Below are 15,075 nucleotides of genomic sequence, written 5' to 3' on the forward strand. Positions count from 1 at the left end.
ATCGGCACGCCTCGAATGTACCCGCCGTGCGGCGTGCGCGGGCACGGCGTCCGACGCCGCCCCGTGCCGCGAGGGCGAGGACGGTGCGGGACGCTCCCGCTCGGGATCTTCGCCGCCGAGGCCGTTGCGACGATTCTCGTGGTCGTCGCCGGCCCGACGATGACCCTCGGCCTCCTCCGCGCACGACGTGTACAACGGCGTGTTTGTCGAGAGCTCCCGCGGCGGGCCCGTTCCTCGTGGGCCCTCAGGCCTCGACGGCGGGGCGCACCTCGCGGCGGCCCTGGCGGCGAGCGCCGTGGGAGACGACGCCGACGAGCACGAGGGCCACCCCGACGGCGACGAGCCGGCCGGTGCTGCCGGAGGCGACGAGGTGGTGGGCGACGTTGTCACCGAAGTCGCCCAGCCCCGCGAGCCACGACTCCACCGGCTCGAGGAGGTCCTGGGTCCACGCCGGCACGGCGACGAAGGGGACGCCGACGACGACGACGAGCGCGCCGGTGACGATCGCCCCGACCGAGCTCCACCGGGCGGCGAGGAGGACGAGGACGAGGACGAGCAGGCCGCCGGCGAGCTCGAGCAGGGCCGCGACGTTGAGGTTCGCGGTCTCCCACGGGTTGCCCGGCGGGAGGGTGAGCCGCGCGCCGGCGTCCGCGAGGAGGTACCACGCGACCGGCGTGAGGAGGAGGGTGACGACGATCGTCAGGACGTGCGCCTTCGCCCGCGACGGGGGGCGGGTGTGGGCGGTGGTGCCCTCGAGGAGGACCTCACGGTCCCGCCGGGCGTGCTCCTCCTCGGCCGGGCTGTCCTCGCGGGTGACGGGGGCCGGGGCGGCGGTGGCCGCGGCCGCGCCCGCACCGGTCAGCCAGGGTGCGGGGGTGGTGGCCGTGGGGGTGCTCTCGGGCTCCGGGCGCGGCTCCTGCTCCACGGGGCGCTCGCCGGTGAGGTAGGCGGCGCTGCGGTGCTCGGCGAGACCGGAGCGCGGCACCGGCCGCTCGGCCTGGTGGGTGCGCAGCACCTGGGTGCGGTCGGCGTCGCCGGCGGGGGTGGTCTCCCCGCGGGCCGACGCACGGGTACCGGCCTCGTCACCGGACTGCACGAGGGGGACCGGGCGGGTGACGTCGTCGGACGGGAGCGCCGGCTCACCCGGGGCCGCAGCGGGCGTGTCGTCGGCCGGCCGGGCGCCGTCGTCGTCGGTGGTCGGTGTGACCGGGCCGGTCGCGTCGTGGGCCGAGCGGGCGCCGTCGTCGTCGGCGAGCCACGGGGCGTCGTCGGCGGGCGGGGCGGGGTCGAGCCGCTGCGACCACGGCGGGTCCGACGGCGTGCCGGTCGTGGCCTCGGAGTCGGTCGGGGCGGCCACCGGCTCGACCGGCTCGTCGGGGTTGTCGCGCTCATAGGGGTTGTCGGACACGTCGCCTCCTCGGGTCTGCGGTCCTCAACGTAGCGAGGCGCGGACGTGGCGCGGGGGGCGGCGCGCCGGTCAGCGCGCCTTGCGCCGCCCGGCCCGCCACGCGAGGGCCGCGAGAAGCACCGCCCCGGCGGCTCCCGCGACCAGCGCGCGAGGCCGGCGAGGAGGCCGCACCGGTACCGGGCGGGAGAAGTCACGCACCTGCCAGCCCCGGGCGATCGCGTGGCGGCGCAGGGCGCGGTCGGGGTTGACCGCCACCGGGTTCCCGACCGCCTCGAGCATCGGCAGGTCGGTGACGGAGTCGCTGTAGGCGTGGCTGGCGGCGAGGTCGTAGCCACGCTCGCGGGCGAGCTCCTGGATCGCCGTCGCCTTCGTCGGCCCGTAGGCGTAGAACTCGAGCTGGTCGGTGAAACGGCCGTCGGTGACGACGGGCCGGGTCGCGATGACGTGGTCGGCCCCGAGCAGCTCCCCGATCGGCCGGACGACCGCCTCGCTCGACGCGGAGACGACGACGACGTCCTCCCCGGCAGCCCGGTGCCCGGCGATGAGCTCGAGCGCCTCCTGGTAGACGACCGGTCGCACGTGCGTGTCGACCGCCGCGGCGGCCACGGCCTCGGTCCGAGCGGCGTCCCAGCCGAGGGAGACACGCGCCAGCCGGTCCTTCATCCGCTCGGTCTGGTCGTGGTCGGCCCCGAAGGAGAGGTAGCCGAGCTGGGCGTACAGGCCGCGCAGGGCGCCGGCGCGGGTGAGCAGGCCGTCGGCGTAGAAGGCCTTGGACAGCGCGAGGGACGAGGAGCCGGCGATGACGGTCTTGTCGAGGTCGAAGAAGGCCGCGGGACGCCCAGGCGACGTGTGTGACAACGGAAGCACCTCCTGCGCCGACCCTAACGGCAGAGTCCGACACCGCCCCCACGAGCGGGTGTCCGACTGGTGAGACGTCCGCTCGTCCTCCCCCGATCGGGAGGGCTAGATTTCCCGGCACCACCGACGCCGGTGGGCTGACGACGAGGGGACCCGATGGCAGACCGGACAGCGGCACCCGAGCGGGAGCAGTGGACAGGCCAGTACGGCTTCATCCTGGCCGCGATCGGCTCGGCGGTCGGACTGGGGAACATCTGGCGGTTCCCCGGTGTGGCCTACGAGAACGGCGGCGGCGCCTTCCTCATCCCCTACCTCGTCGCCCTCCTCACCGCGGGCGTCCCGATCCTCCTGCTCGACTACTCCCTCGGTCACCGCTTCCGCGGTTCCGCGCCCGCCGTGTTCCGGCGGCTGGGCCGGAAGTTCGAGCCGCTGGGCTGGTTCCAGGTGGCCATCTCCTTCATCATCGCCACGTACTACACGGTCATCGTCGTGTGGGCGATCCGCTACATCGGCTTCTCGGTGGACGCGGCCTGGGGCGACGACCCTGCCGGCTTCTTCATCGGGGACTTCCTCCAGTACAGCGGCGCCGGCCTGAGCACCGACCTCGTCGGCGGGATCTTCTGGCCGATGCTCGTGCTGTGGCTCGTCGTCCTCGTCGTCCTCGCGCTCGGCGTGCAGCGGGGGCTGGAGCGGGCGAACAAGATCTTCATGCCCTTGCTCGTCGTGCTGTTCACGGTCATGGTGGTCCGGGCGCTCTTCCTGGAGGGCGCCTCCGACGGTCTCACCGCCTTCTTCACCCCGAACTGGGAGGCGCTGCTCGACGCGAACGTGTGGATCGCGGCCTACAGCCAGATCTTCTTCTCGCTGTCGATCGCCTTCGGCATCATGATCACGTACTCGAGCTACCTCAAGCGCCGCTCGAACGTCGCCCCCACCGGGTACGTCGTCGCCTTCGCCAACTCCTCCTTCGAGCTGCTCGCCGGGATCGGTGTGTTCGCCACCCTCGGCTTCATGGCCGCCCAGCAGGGCGTCGGGGTCGGGGAGCTGGAGAACCTCACCGGCCCCATGCTCAGCTTCGCGACCTTCCCGCAGATCGTCTCGATGATGCCCGGGGGGCCGATCTTCGGGGTGCTGTTCTTCACCTCGCTCGCGCTCGCCGGCTTCACGTCGCTCATCTCGATCCTCCAGGTCGTCTCCGCGGCGTTCCAGGAGAAGTTCGGGCTCAGCCGCGTGCAGGTCTCGCTCCTCATCGGTGGGCTCGCGGCCGTCATCTCGCTGGCCCTGTACTCCTCGACGTCCGGCCTGGCCGTGCTCGACACGGTGGACAAGTACACGAACGAGGTCGGCGTCGTCGTCTCGGCGATCGCCACCTGCGTCATCGTCACGCTCGGGGCGCGCAGGCTGCCCGAGCTCCGCGCCCACCTCAACGCCGTGTCCTCCGGCCACGTGGGCCGCTGGTGGAGCGTCCTCGTCGGGCTGGTCGTGCCCCTCGCGCTCACCATCATGCTCGTCACGAGCCTGCGCACCCTCCTGGGCGAGCGGTACGAGGACTACCCGTTGGCCTTCCTCAACATCGCCGGGTGGGGCACCCTCGGCCTCATGGCCGTCGCCGCGCTCGTGTACACCCTCATCCCCTGGCGCCGGCCCGTCGACGACTTCACGCCCGACCCGATCCCCGCGTTCGAGGAGGTGGGGCGATGACCCCGCTCGCGATCCTGTTCATGATCATCGCCATGCTCGTCATCTGGGGTGGGCTCGTCGTGGCCATCACCTTCCTCGCCAAGCACCCGCTCGAGGACGACGACGCCCCGACGGCGCGACCGGGCCCCTCCAGGACGCCTCAGCACTGAGCCGACGGGCCCACCGGTCCCCAGGGCCGGCTCGCGGGTCGTTCCTCCCCAGTCCTGCGCCGTGCCCGCCCACCCGGCTGCCCTCGTCGCCATCCTCGGGGTGACGGAGGAGGGCGAGCATGGAGTCAGCAGCGCGAGCGGTGCTCCGCTCGGGGGACCGGCACGTCGTCGAGCGCGTCCGGCGGCTGTGCGTCCTCGCGGGCGTGGAGCTGGAGGTGTGCCAGCCGGGTAGCGACCCGCCGGCGACGGCGGCGCTGCTCATCGACGACACGGCCGACCCGACCGGCCCGCCCTGGCGGGGGACCGCCACCGCCGGGGAGGTGCTCGAGCTCGGCGACGGAGGGCTGCACCTGCCCGCGGACGCGGAGGTGGTGCTGGACGCGCTGAGCCGCGCGGCCGCTCCCCGCCGTGCGCGGGTGGTCGGGGTGGTGGGCGCGGTGGGCGGTGTCGGGGCCTCGGCGCTGGCAGCGGTCCTCGCACGGCTGGCCGTGGCGGCCGGGTGGACGACGGCGCTGGTCGACCTCGATCCCGCGGGCGGAGGCCTCGAGGTGCTCCTCGGGATCGAGCACGACGCCGGTCCGCGCTGGTGCGACGTCCTGGCCGAACGTGGTGGCTTCCCGCCGGACAGGCTCATGGCCGCGCTGCCCCAGTGGCACGGGGCGCGGGTGCTGTCCTCCGACGTCCGCGGCGGTGTGCCGGGCGCACACCCGGTGGCCCTCGAGGCCGTCGGTGCGCTCACCAGGGCCGCCGACGCCGTCCTCCTCGACCTGCCGCGGGCGGTGCTGGCGCCGGGCGCCGCCGCGGAGTGGTCGGCGCTGTGCCACGAGACGGTCCTCCTCACCGCCTGCGACACCCGGGCCGCCGCCGCAGCCGCGGCGGCGGTGAACGTCCTCGGTGAGGTGCGACTGGTGGTGCGGGGACCGGCGGCGGGCACGCTGCTGCCGGAAGACGTCGCCGACGTGTGCGGGCGGCCGCTCGCCGCGGTCCTCCGCCCCGAGCGGGCGTTCACCGCCGCGGTCGAGCGTGGGCTCTCACCCGGGGACCAGCGGCGTGGGCCGCTCGTCGCGACCGGGCGACGGCTGCTGCGGACGGTGGGGCTGGCGTCGTGACGACCGTGGCCGACGTCCGGGCGGCCCTGGCCCGCGGCGGAGGGGAGGCCGACGGCGCGGCGGTGAGCTCCGCCGTCGTCGGCGCGGCCGGCCCCGCGGCGCAGGGCTGGCGGGCGCTGCTCGAGCTCGACTCCCGGGCTCGTGCCGCCCTGGTGGGTGCCGGGGAGCTCCAGGGGCTCCTCGAGGACCCGAGCGTGACAGACGTCCTCGTCAACGGGGCCGGTGGCGTGTGGGCCGACCGCGGGAGGGGACTGGTGGCCGTGCCGCTCGAGCTCGGCGGGGAGGCGGAGGTCCGGGCACTGGCCACCCGGCTGGCGGCGGCGTGCGGGCAGCGGCTCGACGAGGCGTGCCCCGTCGTCGACGGTGCCCTGCCCGACGGCACCCGCCTCCACGCGGTGCTGCCGCCCGTGTCCGCCGACGGCACCCTCATCAGCCTCCGCACCCAGCGTGGGCGGGTGCTGACCGTCGAGGAGCTCGTCACCGGCGGGACCGTCGCTCCGCCGCTCGCCGACGTCCTGCGCGGGCTGGTCGCCGCGCGCGCCAACGTCCTCGTCAGCGGCGCCGCCGGGGCCGGCAAGACGACCCTCCTCGCCGCGCTGCTGTCCACGGTGGGCCCGCACGAGCGGATCGTGTGCATCGAGGAGGCGGTCGAGCTGCGCCCCGACCACCCGCACGTGGTCCACCTCCAGGTGCGCCGGGCCAACGTCCAGCAGGCCGGTGGCGTGGAGATGGCCGAGCTCGTCCGGGCGGCGATGCGGATGCGGCCGGACCGTCTCGTTCTGGGGGAGTGTCGCGGGGCCGAGGTGCGCGAGGTCCTCGGTGCCCTCAACACCGGGCACGACGGCGGCTGGGCCACCGTCCACGCCAACGCCCCGGCCGACGTGCCCGCCCGGCTCGTCGCCCTCGGGTCGCTCGCCGGTCTGGGGGAGCACGCCGTCGCCGTCCAGGCGGTGAGCGCGCTGGACGCCGTCCTCCACGTGAGCCGCACCGAGGGCGGGCGGCGGCTGACGGAGGTCGGCGTGCTCGCCCGGCGCGGCGCCGAGCTCGTGTGCGACACCGCGCTGCGGGTCACGGCCCGCGGGGAGGTGCGGGAGGGGCCGGCATGGCCGGCGCTCGCGGACCGGCTCGACCAGCGGGAGCGGGCATGACCCTCCTCGTGCTCCTCACGGTGCTCACCGCCCTCGCGTGGACGCCCGGGCGTCCGGTCCCCCGGGTGCGGCACGGACCGTGGCCGGGCCGGTGGTCGCGACGGTGGCCGCGTCGCGGACGGCGGCAGGCCCGCCGACTCGACCTCGCCGTCGTCGTCACCGAGGTGGCGAGCCGGTTGCGGACCGGTGCCACCCCCGAGGCCGCGTGGGCGACGACGGTGGGCCGGCTGCTCGGCCCGCCCGTCGTGGCTGGTGGCGGGGTGCCCGGCCCGGAGGTGGGCGTGCCCCCGGCGCTGGCCCGGCTCGCGGTCCACTGTGGCGCCGACCCCGCGGCGACCGCTGCGGTCCGCACCGTGGTCGCCGCCAGCCGGCTCACGCACACCCTGGGTTCCCCGCTCGCCGAGGTGCTCGACCGCTGCGCCGTGACGGTGACCGAGGCGGAGCAGGCGCGCGACGCCCGCCGGGTCGCGCTCGCCGGTCCCCGGTCCACCGCGCGCATCCTCGCGGGGCTGCCGCTCCTCGGGCTCCTCCTCGGCGCGGGGCTCGGGGCGGACCCGCTCGGCTCCGCGACCGACGGCGGGTGGGGGACCGCCAGCGTCCTCGCCGGGCTGCTCCTCCTCCTCGCCGGACGGCGGTGGACCACGGCGCTCGTGACGGCTGCGGAGGCTCCCGGTCTCGCCGTGCCCCGGCGCTCGCGGGCGGCGGTGGCGCGGTGACCGCCGCCCTCGTGCTCGCGGGCGCCCTCGCCGCGGTGCCGTGGCTGCTGGCGCGGCCCGGCGCGCCCCGCGCGACGCGGGCCGGACGACGGCGGGGGCAGCGGCCCCCCGCCGCGACCGACGCCGCGGTCCTCCTCGACCTCCTCGACGTCGCGCTCGCCTCGGGAGCCTCCGTCCCCGGCGCACTCGCCGCCCTCGCCGGGGCCACGGCGCCGGACCCGGTGGCGGCGCAGCTGCGGTCCGCCGGCACCGCCCTGCGCCTGGGCGCCACGTGGCGCGAGGCCTGGGAGTCCTGCCCGGCGGTGCTGCGTCCCCTCGCGGCGGCCCTGGAACCGGGGTGGACCGACGGCGTGGACCCGTGCCCGCTCGTGCGGCAGGCCGCCGCCTCTATCCGGTCCCGCCGCCGCCAGGAGGCGCAGGAGGCAGCGGCCCGGCTGGGCGCGCGTCTCGTCCTGCCGCTCGGCCTGTGCTTCCTGCCGGCCTTCGTCCTGCTGGCGATGGCCCCGGTGCTCCTCTCGGGCGTCGGCTCGCTGCTCGGGCGCTGAGTCCCAGGTGCCGCTCACGTGGGCACCGTGCACAGGACGCGGTCCGGACCGGACGCGGGGTGCGGGCGGCGGCTCACAGTGGGCGGACCGGCTGACTCGCAGCCGGACCGACGAAAGGACCACCATCATGCGTTGGGCACGAACGGCACGTGCGTCCCTGCAGGCCCGCCTGCGGACGCTCCGCCAGACGGCCGAGGCCGGTATGGCCACGGCCGAGTACGCGATCGCCACCCTAGCCGCTGCGGGCTTCGCGGGGCTGCTCCTCGTCATCCTGCGCAGTGCCGAGGCGCGGGGGTTCCTCCTCGGCATCATCCGCCAGGCCCTCCAGGTGGGATGACGTGGGCGGCGGGGCAGGACGGCGCCCGCGGCGCGTGCACCTCCGGGGCGAGCGGGGCGCGGTGACGGCGGAGCTGGCGCTCGTCCTGCCCGCCGTCGTCATGGTGCTGCTCGTGTGCTGCACCCTGGGCGCCGCCGTCCTCGGGCAGGTCCGCTGCGCCGACGCGGCGCGTGCCGCCGCCCGGGCGGCGGCGATCGGCGAGCCGGTGACCGTCGTGGCGGCCGTCGCACGCGACCTCGCGGGCGCCGACGCCGAGGTGAGCGTCGACGTCGACGGCTCGTGGGTGGAGGTCGTCGTCGTCCGCCCGGTCGCCGCCGGGGTGCTGGGTGCCGGCACGCTCGAGGCCCGCGGCAGCGCCCGCGCCTGGGTGGAGCCGGGACCGTGAGCGGGCCGTGCCGCGGGCCGAGCGCCCCACCGCACGCCCGGCCGAGGGAGCGGGGCTCGGGGACGGTCCTGGCGATCGGGGTGGTCGCCGTCGCGCTCGTCCTCCTCGTCACGGTCGCGACGCTCGGACGCGTCGTCGCGGGACGAGGCGTCGCCCAGGTCGCCGCAGACCTCGCCGCGCTGGCCGCGGCCGAACGGGTGCACGCGCCCGGCGCGCCGGGTGGGTCGGGTGCCTGCGCGGTGGCCGCGCGGGTGGCGTCCGCCCACGGGACGGCCCTGGTGCGCTGCGCCGTCGAGGGGGCGGAGGTCGCGGTCGAGGTCGCCCGCGACGTCGGTCCGGGGCTCGTCGCCCGTGCGGGCGCGCGCGCGGGACCGGCGCGGCGGACGGCTCGCCGCGGCTATGCGGGACAGGCGGCGACGAGGAAGCGCAGCACGCGCACCGCCGCGGCCTTGTCGAGGGGGGAGTTGCCGTTGCCGCACTTGGGTGACTGGACGCAGCTCGGGCAGCCGTCGGCGCAGCCGCAGCCGGCCACCGCGCCGAGGGTCGCCGTCAGCCACTCCCGGGCGGCCCGGAACCCGCGCTCGGCGAAGCCCGCACCGCCCGGGTAGGCGTCATGGACGAAGACCGTGGGCACGAGCGTGTCCTGGTGGACGGCGGTCGACAGGCCCCCGAGGTCCCAGCGGTCGCAGGTGGCGACGATCGGGAGGAGCCCGATGGCCGCGTGCTCGGCGGCGTGTAGCGCGCCGGGGAGCACGTCGGCGCCCACCCCGACCTCAGCCAGCGCCGCAGCGCTCACCGACCACCACACCGCGCTCGTGCGCAGCACGCGCTCGGGAAGCTCGAGCGGGTAGCTGCCGACGATCTCCAGGCCGGGCAGCCGGCGGCGGTCGAAGCCGGTCACCTGGGAGGTCACCTCCACCGCCCCGCGTGACCACCGCACCGTGGCCCCACCCGGGTGGAGCCACCCGGCGTGCTCCCGCTCCTCGATGATCCGCACGGTCGTCGCGCTGCGCGCCTTGGTCCGGTAGGACACCTCGGGCTCGGCGTGGACGAGGGCGACGTCGTCGGCGAGGGAGTCGACGACGAAGGTGCGGCCCTGGTGGACGTAGACGGCGCCCGGGTGGACCGTCCCGTCGGCGCGTGCGCCGTCCACCGTGCCGAGGACACGGCCCGTGCCCGCCTCGACCACCTGCACCGGCTGCCCGTGGCCCCCGCGCAGGTCGGTGAGGGAGGAGGGCTGCTCAGGGCGGGCGAAGTTCCAGAACCAGCCGTTCGGGCGGCGGCGCAGGAACTCCTGGGCGGCGAGCAGCTGGAGGAGGGAGTCGTCGGCCAGCCCGAAGCGCGGCAGGTCCGCCTCGGTGAGCGGCACCTCGGAGGCCGCGGCACAGAGGTGCGGGGCCAGGACGTAGGGGTTGGCGGGGTCGAAGGTCGTCACCTCCACCGCCTGGCCGAACACCGCCTCGGGGTGGTGGACGAGATAGGCGTCCAGCGGGTCCTCCGAGGCGACGAGCACCGCCAGGCCGTCGCGTCCGGCGCGCCCCGAGCGGCCCGCCTGCTGCCACATCGACACCCGTGTGCCCGGCCAGCCCGTCATGACGACGGCGTCCAGCCCGGAGACGTCCACGCCCAACTCGAGCGCGTTCGTCGTTGCCAGCGCGAGCAGGTCCCCCTCGCGGAGGGCGCGCTCCAGGGCGCGGCGCTCCTCGGGGAGGTAACCGCCACGGTACGCGGCCACCCGGTCGGACAGCCCGGTGCCGGCGAGCTGGTGCTGGATCTGCTCGGCGACCGCCTCGGCCCCGTAGCGGGAGCGGACGAAGGCGAGCGTCCGCGCACCCGCCCGCACCAGCCGGGCGACGAGGGCGGAGGCCTCGCTGGAGGCGCTGCGCCGCGGACCTGCGGCGTCGAGCTCGGCCTGCTCCTCGGGCAGCGCCACCCCCTCGCCGGGCCACTGCCGACCCTCGCGGGTGAAGCCGGGCTGCCACAGGACGATCGTGCGGGTGCCGCTGGGTGCCGTGTCCTCGACGACCGCGTGCACCTCGGCCGGGTCGACACCGATGAGCCGCGCGCCGGTCGCGGCCGGGTCGCCCGTCGTCGCCGAGGCGAGGACCACCGTCGGGCGCGCGCCGTAGTGCTCCGCGACCCGCAGCAGCCGGCGCAGCACGAGGGCCACGTGCGCCCCCAGGACGCCGCGGTAGGCGTGGCACTCGTCGACCACGACGAAGCGCAGCCCCCGCAGGAGCCGCTGCCAGCGTCGGTGGCGGGGCAGCATCGAGAAGTGGAGGAAGTCGGGGTTGCTCAGCACGATGTCGGCGTGGTCGCGGGCCCAGTCGCGCTCGGCGAGCGGGGTGTCGCCGTCGCAGGTGGTGGCCCGTACGCCCCGCAGCGACGCCGCGTCGAGGAGCCGCTCGAGCCCGGCGAGCTGGTCGGCGGCGAGCGCCTTCGTCGGCGAGAGGTACAGCGTCGTGGGGCGGCGGGCGTACCCGGCGATCCTGCCGGAGCCGGGACCGGCGGCCGCCTCGGCGCCCTCCCGCACGGCACTGATGGCCGGCAGCCACGCGGCCAGCGACTTCCCCGAGCCGGTCGCCGTGGCGATGACGGTGTGGCGCCCCGACCACACCGACTCCGCGGCCTCCACCTGGTGCTCCCAGGGCGCCTCGACCCCCAGCCGGCGGTAGCCCGCGACGAGGTCGGCGTCCGCCCACGCGGGCCAGCCGCCCGTGCGTCCGGCGCGGGCCGGGATCCGCTCGACGTGGAGCAACCGGTCGTCACCCTCGCCGAGCTGGTGGAGGAGGGGAAGGAGCTCGGTCACCCCGCCATCATCGCCCCGCGGACCTCCGCGGGCGGCACGGGGACTGGTCGGAGGGACGAGCCGGGTCGTCCGACAGCCCGATTCTCGCCCCGTCGCCCCAGAAGTGCTCTGCAGGAGCCGCCGACGTGCGTAGACTCCGGCACGTCAATGCGCGGCGGTTGCGCCGCACGAACGCCGCCGAGCGCTGACACCGCTGTGAGCGCCGGTGGGCACTGCCGAGGAGGGCGGATGCTCGAGCTGAGTGCATCAAGTCTGGTCATAGTCGGGGTCATCGCGGGCATCGCGGTCGTCGCGCTGGTGATCGCGTTCGTGCTGCGCGGTCAGGTGCTCGCGGCCGACGAGGGATCGATCCGCATGAGGGAGATCGCCCAGGCGATCCAGGAGGGGGCCCGGGCCTACCTGAACCGGCAGTTCCGCACGCTGGCCCTCTTCGTCGTCGTCGTCCTCGCGCTGCTGTTCCTGCTCCCCGGCGACGGCGGGATCAAGGTGGGCCGCGCCGTCGCGTTCGTCTTCGGTGCCGGGTTCTCCGCCGCGATCGGCTACCTCGGCATGTGGCTGGCCGTCCGCGCCAACCTGCGCGTGGCCGCGTCCGCGCAGCACCCCGGCGGCCGCCGGGAGGGCGCCCGCATCGCGTTCCGCACGGGCGGGGTCGTGGGGATGTCCGTCGTCGGCCTGGGCCTGCTCGGTGCCGCCGGCGTCGTGCTCATCTTCCAGGGCGACGCACCGGCCGTCCTCGAGGGCTTCGGCTTCGGCGCCGCCCTGCTCGCCATGTTCATGCGGGTCGGCGGCGGCATCTTCACCAAGGCCGCGGACGTCGGCGCCGACCTCGTCGGCAAGGTCGAGCAGGGCATCCCCGAGGACGACCCCCGCAACGCCGCCACCATCGCCGACAACGTCGGGGACAACGTCGGGGACTGCGCCGGCATGGCTGCCGACCTCTTCGAGTCCTACGCCGTCACGCTCGTCGCCTCGCTCATCCTCGGCAAGGCGGCCTTCGGTGAGCAGGGCATCATCTTCCCGCTCATCGTCGCGGCCATCGGCGCCGTCGTCGCCGTCCTCGGCGTGGCCATCACCCGGGTGCGCGGCACCGAGGACGCACTCACGACGATCTACCGCGGCTTCTACATCTCCGCGCTGGCCGGGGTGCTCCTCGCGGCGGTCGCCGCCTTCCTCTACCTGCCCTCCACGTTCGGCGCCATCACCGGGGTGAGCACGGAGCTCGCCGACCACCCCGGCGACCCCCGGCTCATCGCCGCCGCCGCCGTCACGATCGGCGTCGTCCTCGCCGGGGTCATCCTCTGGCTGACCGGCTACTTCACCGGCACCACCTCCAAGCCCACCCTGCACGTGGCCAGCACCTCCCAGACCGGCGCCGCGACCGTCGTGCTGTCCGGCATCGGGGTGGGCTTTGAGTCGGCCGTCTACACCGCCGGCATCATCGCCGCCGCGATCTGCGGGGTCTTCCTCCTCGCGGGCGGCTCGGTGTGGCTCTCGCTCTTCCTCGTCGCGCTCGCCGGCTGCGGCCTGCTCACCACCGTCGGCGTCATCGTCGCGATGGACACCTTCGGCCCGGTGTCGGACAACGCGCAGGGCATCGCCGAGATGTCGGGGGAGGTCGGCGCGGAGGGTGCCCAGATCCTCACCGACCTCGACGCCGCCGGGAACACGACCAAGGCCATCACCAAGGGCATCGCGATCGCCACCGCCGTCCTCGCGGCCACGGCGCTGTTCGGGTCCTACGCCGACGCCGTGGAGCAGTCCCTGCGCGACATCCTCGACTCCGGCACCGAGCTGGCCGAGGGGATCGTCACCTCGATGCTCAGCTACGAGATCATCTCGCCGGTGACCCTCGTGGGCGTCATCCTCGGCGCGGCCACCGTGTTCCTCTTCTCCGGCCTGGCCATCGACGCCGTGACCCGTGCCGCCGGGGCGATCGTCTTCGAGGTCCGCCGCCAGTTCCGTGAGAACCCGGGGATCATGACCGGCGAGGTCCGGCCCGAGTACGGCCGAGTCGTGGACATCTGCACCCGCGACTCCCTGCGCGAGCTCGCCACACCCGGGCTGCTCGCCGCCTTCGCCCCGATCGCGGTCGGGTTCGGGCTCGGGGTCGGTCCGCTCGCCGGCTTCCTCGGCGGCTCGATCGGCGCCGGCGTGCTCATGGCGGTGTTCCTCGCCAACGCCGGCGGCACGTGGGACAACGCGAAGAAGATCGTCGAGGACGGCCGGTACGGCGGCAAGGGCTCGGAGGCGCACGCCGCCGTCGTCATCGGCGACACGGTCGGCGACCCGTTCAAGGACACCGCCGGCCCGGCGATCAACCCGCTCATCAAGGTGATGAACCTCGTCGCGCTCCTCATCGCGCCCGCCGTCGTCCAGCTGAGCGTGCCGGCCGACGCCAACCACGTGCTGCGCATCGGCATCGCCTCGGCGGCCGCCGCCGTCGCCTTCGGGGCCGTCATCGCCTCCCGGCTCCGGGCCACGAAGGTCGACCAGGAGAACGACGCCCGGGCCGCGCTCGCCGCGTCCAGCCCGCGCTGACCGGCGCCCGCCTCCCGCCGCGGCGCTCAGCTCTCGGCGGGGGGCGGCGCCGGCGTGCCCAGCCGGGGGGAGGCGCAGCGGGCGAAGTCGCCGCTGCGGCCCGCGTGGTAGGAGAACTCCCGGCCCTCGGCCGCGAGCACCAGGCGGGCGCCGGGCACCTGGGCCTGGGTGTAGCTCATTCCCGGTCGCGGGCAGCCAAGGGAGCCGTCGGGCCAGGTGACGTCCTCGCGGCTCACCACGGTGACCGCGGCCGGGTCGATCCCGAGGTGCTCCGCGAGGTCCGCGACGGCCGCCTCGACCTGTGGGGTGCGCTCCACGGCGGGGCCGGTCGGCGCGGGCGGCGTGGTGGGCAGCTCGTGGGACGACGGCGTCTCCTGCGCCGGCCCGCCGGGGGAGGGCTCTGCCCCGCACGCGGCGAGCAGGACGACGACGGCGGCGAGGGCTGCGGCCCGCACGGGAACGGTACTCACAGCCCCAGCCTCTCCCCGACGGCGACGAGCCGCTCCCGCAGCGGCGCCGACCGCTCGGCGAAGGCGCGCTGCGCGGCCACGTACTCCGCGCGGCCCTCGGCCGTCTCGATGGCGACCGGCCGGTAGCCCAGGGACGTGACGTCGTAGGGCGAGGCCCGCATGTCGAGGACGCGGATGTCGCGGGCCAGCTCGACGCAGTCGAGGAGCAGCTCGCCCGGGCACGCCGGCCCCAGGGTGAGGGCCGCACGCATGAGGTCCATGTTCGCGTGGAGGCAGCCGGGCTGCTCGAGCTCGGGCTGGTTCTCGCGGGTGGGCTGCAGCCGGTTGACCGGCCGTGCGGCGGAGGTGAAGAAGCGGAACGCATCGAAGTGCGTGCAGCGGACGGGGTGGCCTTCGACCACCGCGTCCGTCCCGTCCGGTCCCAGCCGGAGCGGGAGGCCGTGGCGCCGCTCGGCCGCGGACTGGCGGTACACCATCGCCCACTCGTGCAGGCCGAGGCAGCCGAGGTGGGCAGGCCGCGCTGCGGTGGCGCGCAGGACGGTGAGGAGCTGCCGCAGCGCCGGGCCCCGGTCGGCCACGAAAGCCTCCGCGTCGAGCCGCACCCCGCCGCCCGGGGTCCGCACGTGCCAGCGCCAGCCGGCCCGGCCGGCGAGCAGCTCCTCGTCGTCGGCGAGGAGCGTCACCCCGGTGCCGGGGTGCCAGCGGTCGAGCCGCCCGGCGCGCACCGCGTAGTAGTCGAAGAGGAAGTCCTCGACCGCGTGGCGCTCACCGCGCGAGCGGCGCTCCCGGTGCGCCCGCGTGAGCTCTTGGGCGCGGTGCCGGTGGGCGGCATCGAGCGCCACCCACCCGGGCGCGGACAGCACCCGTGCCTCGACCACCGCCTGGACCGTCATGCCCCCAGC

14 protein-coding genes and 1 pseudogene are annotated in these 15,075 nt (G+C 75.8%); 10 read left to right on the top strand and 5 right to left on the bottom strand.

Going from position 1 to position 15,075, the window contains the following annotated elements:
* Positions 1-244: 244 nt before the first annotated feature.
* Together GD632_RS16050 and GD632_RS13395 are read right to left on the bottom strand one after the other, a co-directional pair.
* Positions 245-1,408 (bottom strand): hypothetical protein, encoded by a 1,164-nt coding sequence (locus GD632_RS16050; RefSeq protein ID WP_193311485.1) that lies wholly within the window; start codon positions 1,406-1,408, stop codon positions 245-247.
* 69 nt (positions 1,409-1,477) lie between these two features.
* Positions 1,478-2,275: an HAD family hydrolase gene (locus GD632_RS13395; RefSeq protein ID WP_152192717.1), complete on the bottom strand. Its 798-nt coding sequence runs from the start codon at positions 2,273-2,275 to the stop codon at positions 1,478-1,480.
* A gap of 147 nt (positions 2,276-2,422) precedes the next feature.
* On the opposite strand from GD632_RS13395, the gene GD632_RS13400 reads away from it, so the two are divergent.
* From GD632_RS13400 to GD632_RS16275, 9 genes and pseudogenes are all read left to right on the top strand, one after another.
* Complete coding sequence (locus tag GD632_RS13400; protein ID WP_152192718.1) at positions 2,423-3,967, top strand: sodium-dependent transporter; 1,545 nt, start codon at positions 2,423-2,425, stop codon at positions 3,965-3,967.
* Positions 3,964-4,116, top strand: a complete 153-nt coding sequence (locus tag GD632_RS13405; protein ID WP_152192719.1) for a methionine/alanine import family NSS transporter small subunit — start codon at positions 3,964-3,966, stop codon at positions 4,114-4,116. The genes GD632_RS13400 and GD632_RS13405 overlap by 4 nt, the downstream gene beginning before the upstream one ends.
* Positions 4,117-4,235: 119 nt before the next feature.
* The gene (gene ssd / locus GD632_RS13410; RefSeq protein ID WP_152192720.1) at positions 4,236-5,225 is read left to right on the top strand and encodes a septum site-determining protein Ssd; all 990 of its coding nucleotides are present in this window, start codon (positions 4,236-4,238) and stop codon (positions 5,223-5,225) included.
* Positions 5,222-6,373: a TadA family conjugal transfer-associated ATPase gene (locus GD632_RS13415; protein WP_152192721.1), complete on the top strand. Its 1,152-nt coding sequence runs from the start codon at positions 5,222-5,224 to the stop codon at positions 6,371-6,373. Before ssd ends, GD632_RS13415 begins: the two co-directional genes overlap by 4 nt.
* Complete coding sequence (locus GD632_RS13420) at positions 6,370-7,089, top strand: hypothetical protein (protein ID WP_152192722.1); 720 nt, start codon at positions 6,370-6,372, stop codon at positions 7,087-7,089. Before GD632_RS13415 ends, GD632_RS13420 begins: the two co-directional genes overlap by 4 nt.
* Positions 7,086-7,634, top strand: a complete 549-nt coding sequence (locus GD632_RS13425; RefSeq protein WP_152192723.1) for a type II secretion system F family protein — start codon at positions 7,086-7,088, stop codon at positions 7,632-7,634. The genes GD632_RS13420 and GD632_RS13425 overlap by 4 nt, the downstream gene beginning before the upstream one ends.
* A gap of 91 nt (positions 7,635-7,725) precedes the next feature.
* Positions 7,726-7,971 (top strand): DUF4244 domain-containing protein, encoded by a 246-nt coding sequence (locus GD632_RS13430; protein WP_452176656.1) that lies wholly within the window; start codon positions 7,726-7,728, stop codon positions 7,969-7,971.
* Positions 7,972-8,032: 61 nt separating this feature from the next.
* Complete coding sequence (locus GD632_RS13435; RefSeq protein WP_226924873.1) at positions 8,033-8,356, top strand: TadE family type IV pilus minor pilin; 324 nt, start codon at positions 8,033-8,035, stop codon at positions 8,354-8,356.
* Positions 8,353-8,670 (top strand): annotated as a pseudogene (locus tag GD632_RS16275) (Rv3654c family TadE-like protein); the annotation flags it as partial. The gene GD632_RS13435 and the pseudogene GD632_RS16275, both read left to right, overlap by 4 nt.
* Positions 8,671-8,753: 83 nt before the next feature.
* Here GD632_RS16275 and GD632_RS13445 read toward each other — a convergent pair.
* A complete protein-coding gene (locus tag GD632_RS13445; protein WP_452176657.1) occupies positions 8,754-11,279 on the bottom strand; it encodes a DEAD/DEAH box helicase in 2,526 nt (841 codons plus the stop codon).
* A 114-nt stretch (positions 11,280-11,393) separates the two neighbouring features.
* On the opposite strand from GD632_RS13445, the gene GD632_RS13450 reads away from it, so the two are divergent.
* Positions 11,394-13,703, top strand: coding sequence for a sodium-translocating pyrophosphatase (locus GD632_RS13450; protein ID WP_193311486.1), 2,310 nt, complete (start codon positions 11,394-11,396; stop codon positions 13,701-13,703).
* Positions 13,704-13,729: 26 nt separating this feature from the next.
* Here the strand turns inward: GD632_RS13450 and GD632_RS13455 are convergent, their stop codons facing one another.
* Positions 13,730-14,173 carry a hypothetical protein gene (locus tag GD632_RS13455; RefSeq protein WP_152192728.1) on the bottom strand — a complete coding sequence of 148 codons (444 nt, stop codon included), beginning with the start codon at positions 14,171-14,173 and terminating at the stop codon, positions 13,730-13,732.
* Positions 14,170-15,066 (bottom strand): 3-methyladenine DNA glycosylase, encoded by an 897-nt coding sequence (locus GD632_RS13460; RefSeq protein ID WP_152192729.1) that lies wholly within the window; start codon positions 15,064-15,066, stop codon positions 14,170-14,172. Before GD632_RS13460 ends, GD632_RS13455 begins: the two co-directional genes overlap by 4 nt.
* Positions 15,067-15,075 lie beyond the last annotated feature (9 nt).

The sequence above is a fragment of the Georgenia satyanarayanai genome (assembly GCF_009193135.1).
Lineage (GTDB): Bacteria > Actinomycetota > Actinomycetes > Actinomycetales > Actinomycetaceae > Oceanitalea > Oceanitalea satyanarayanai.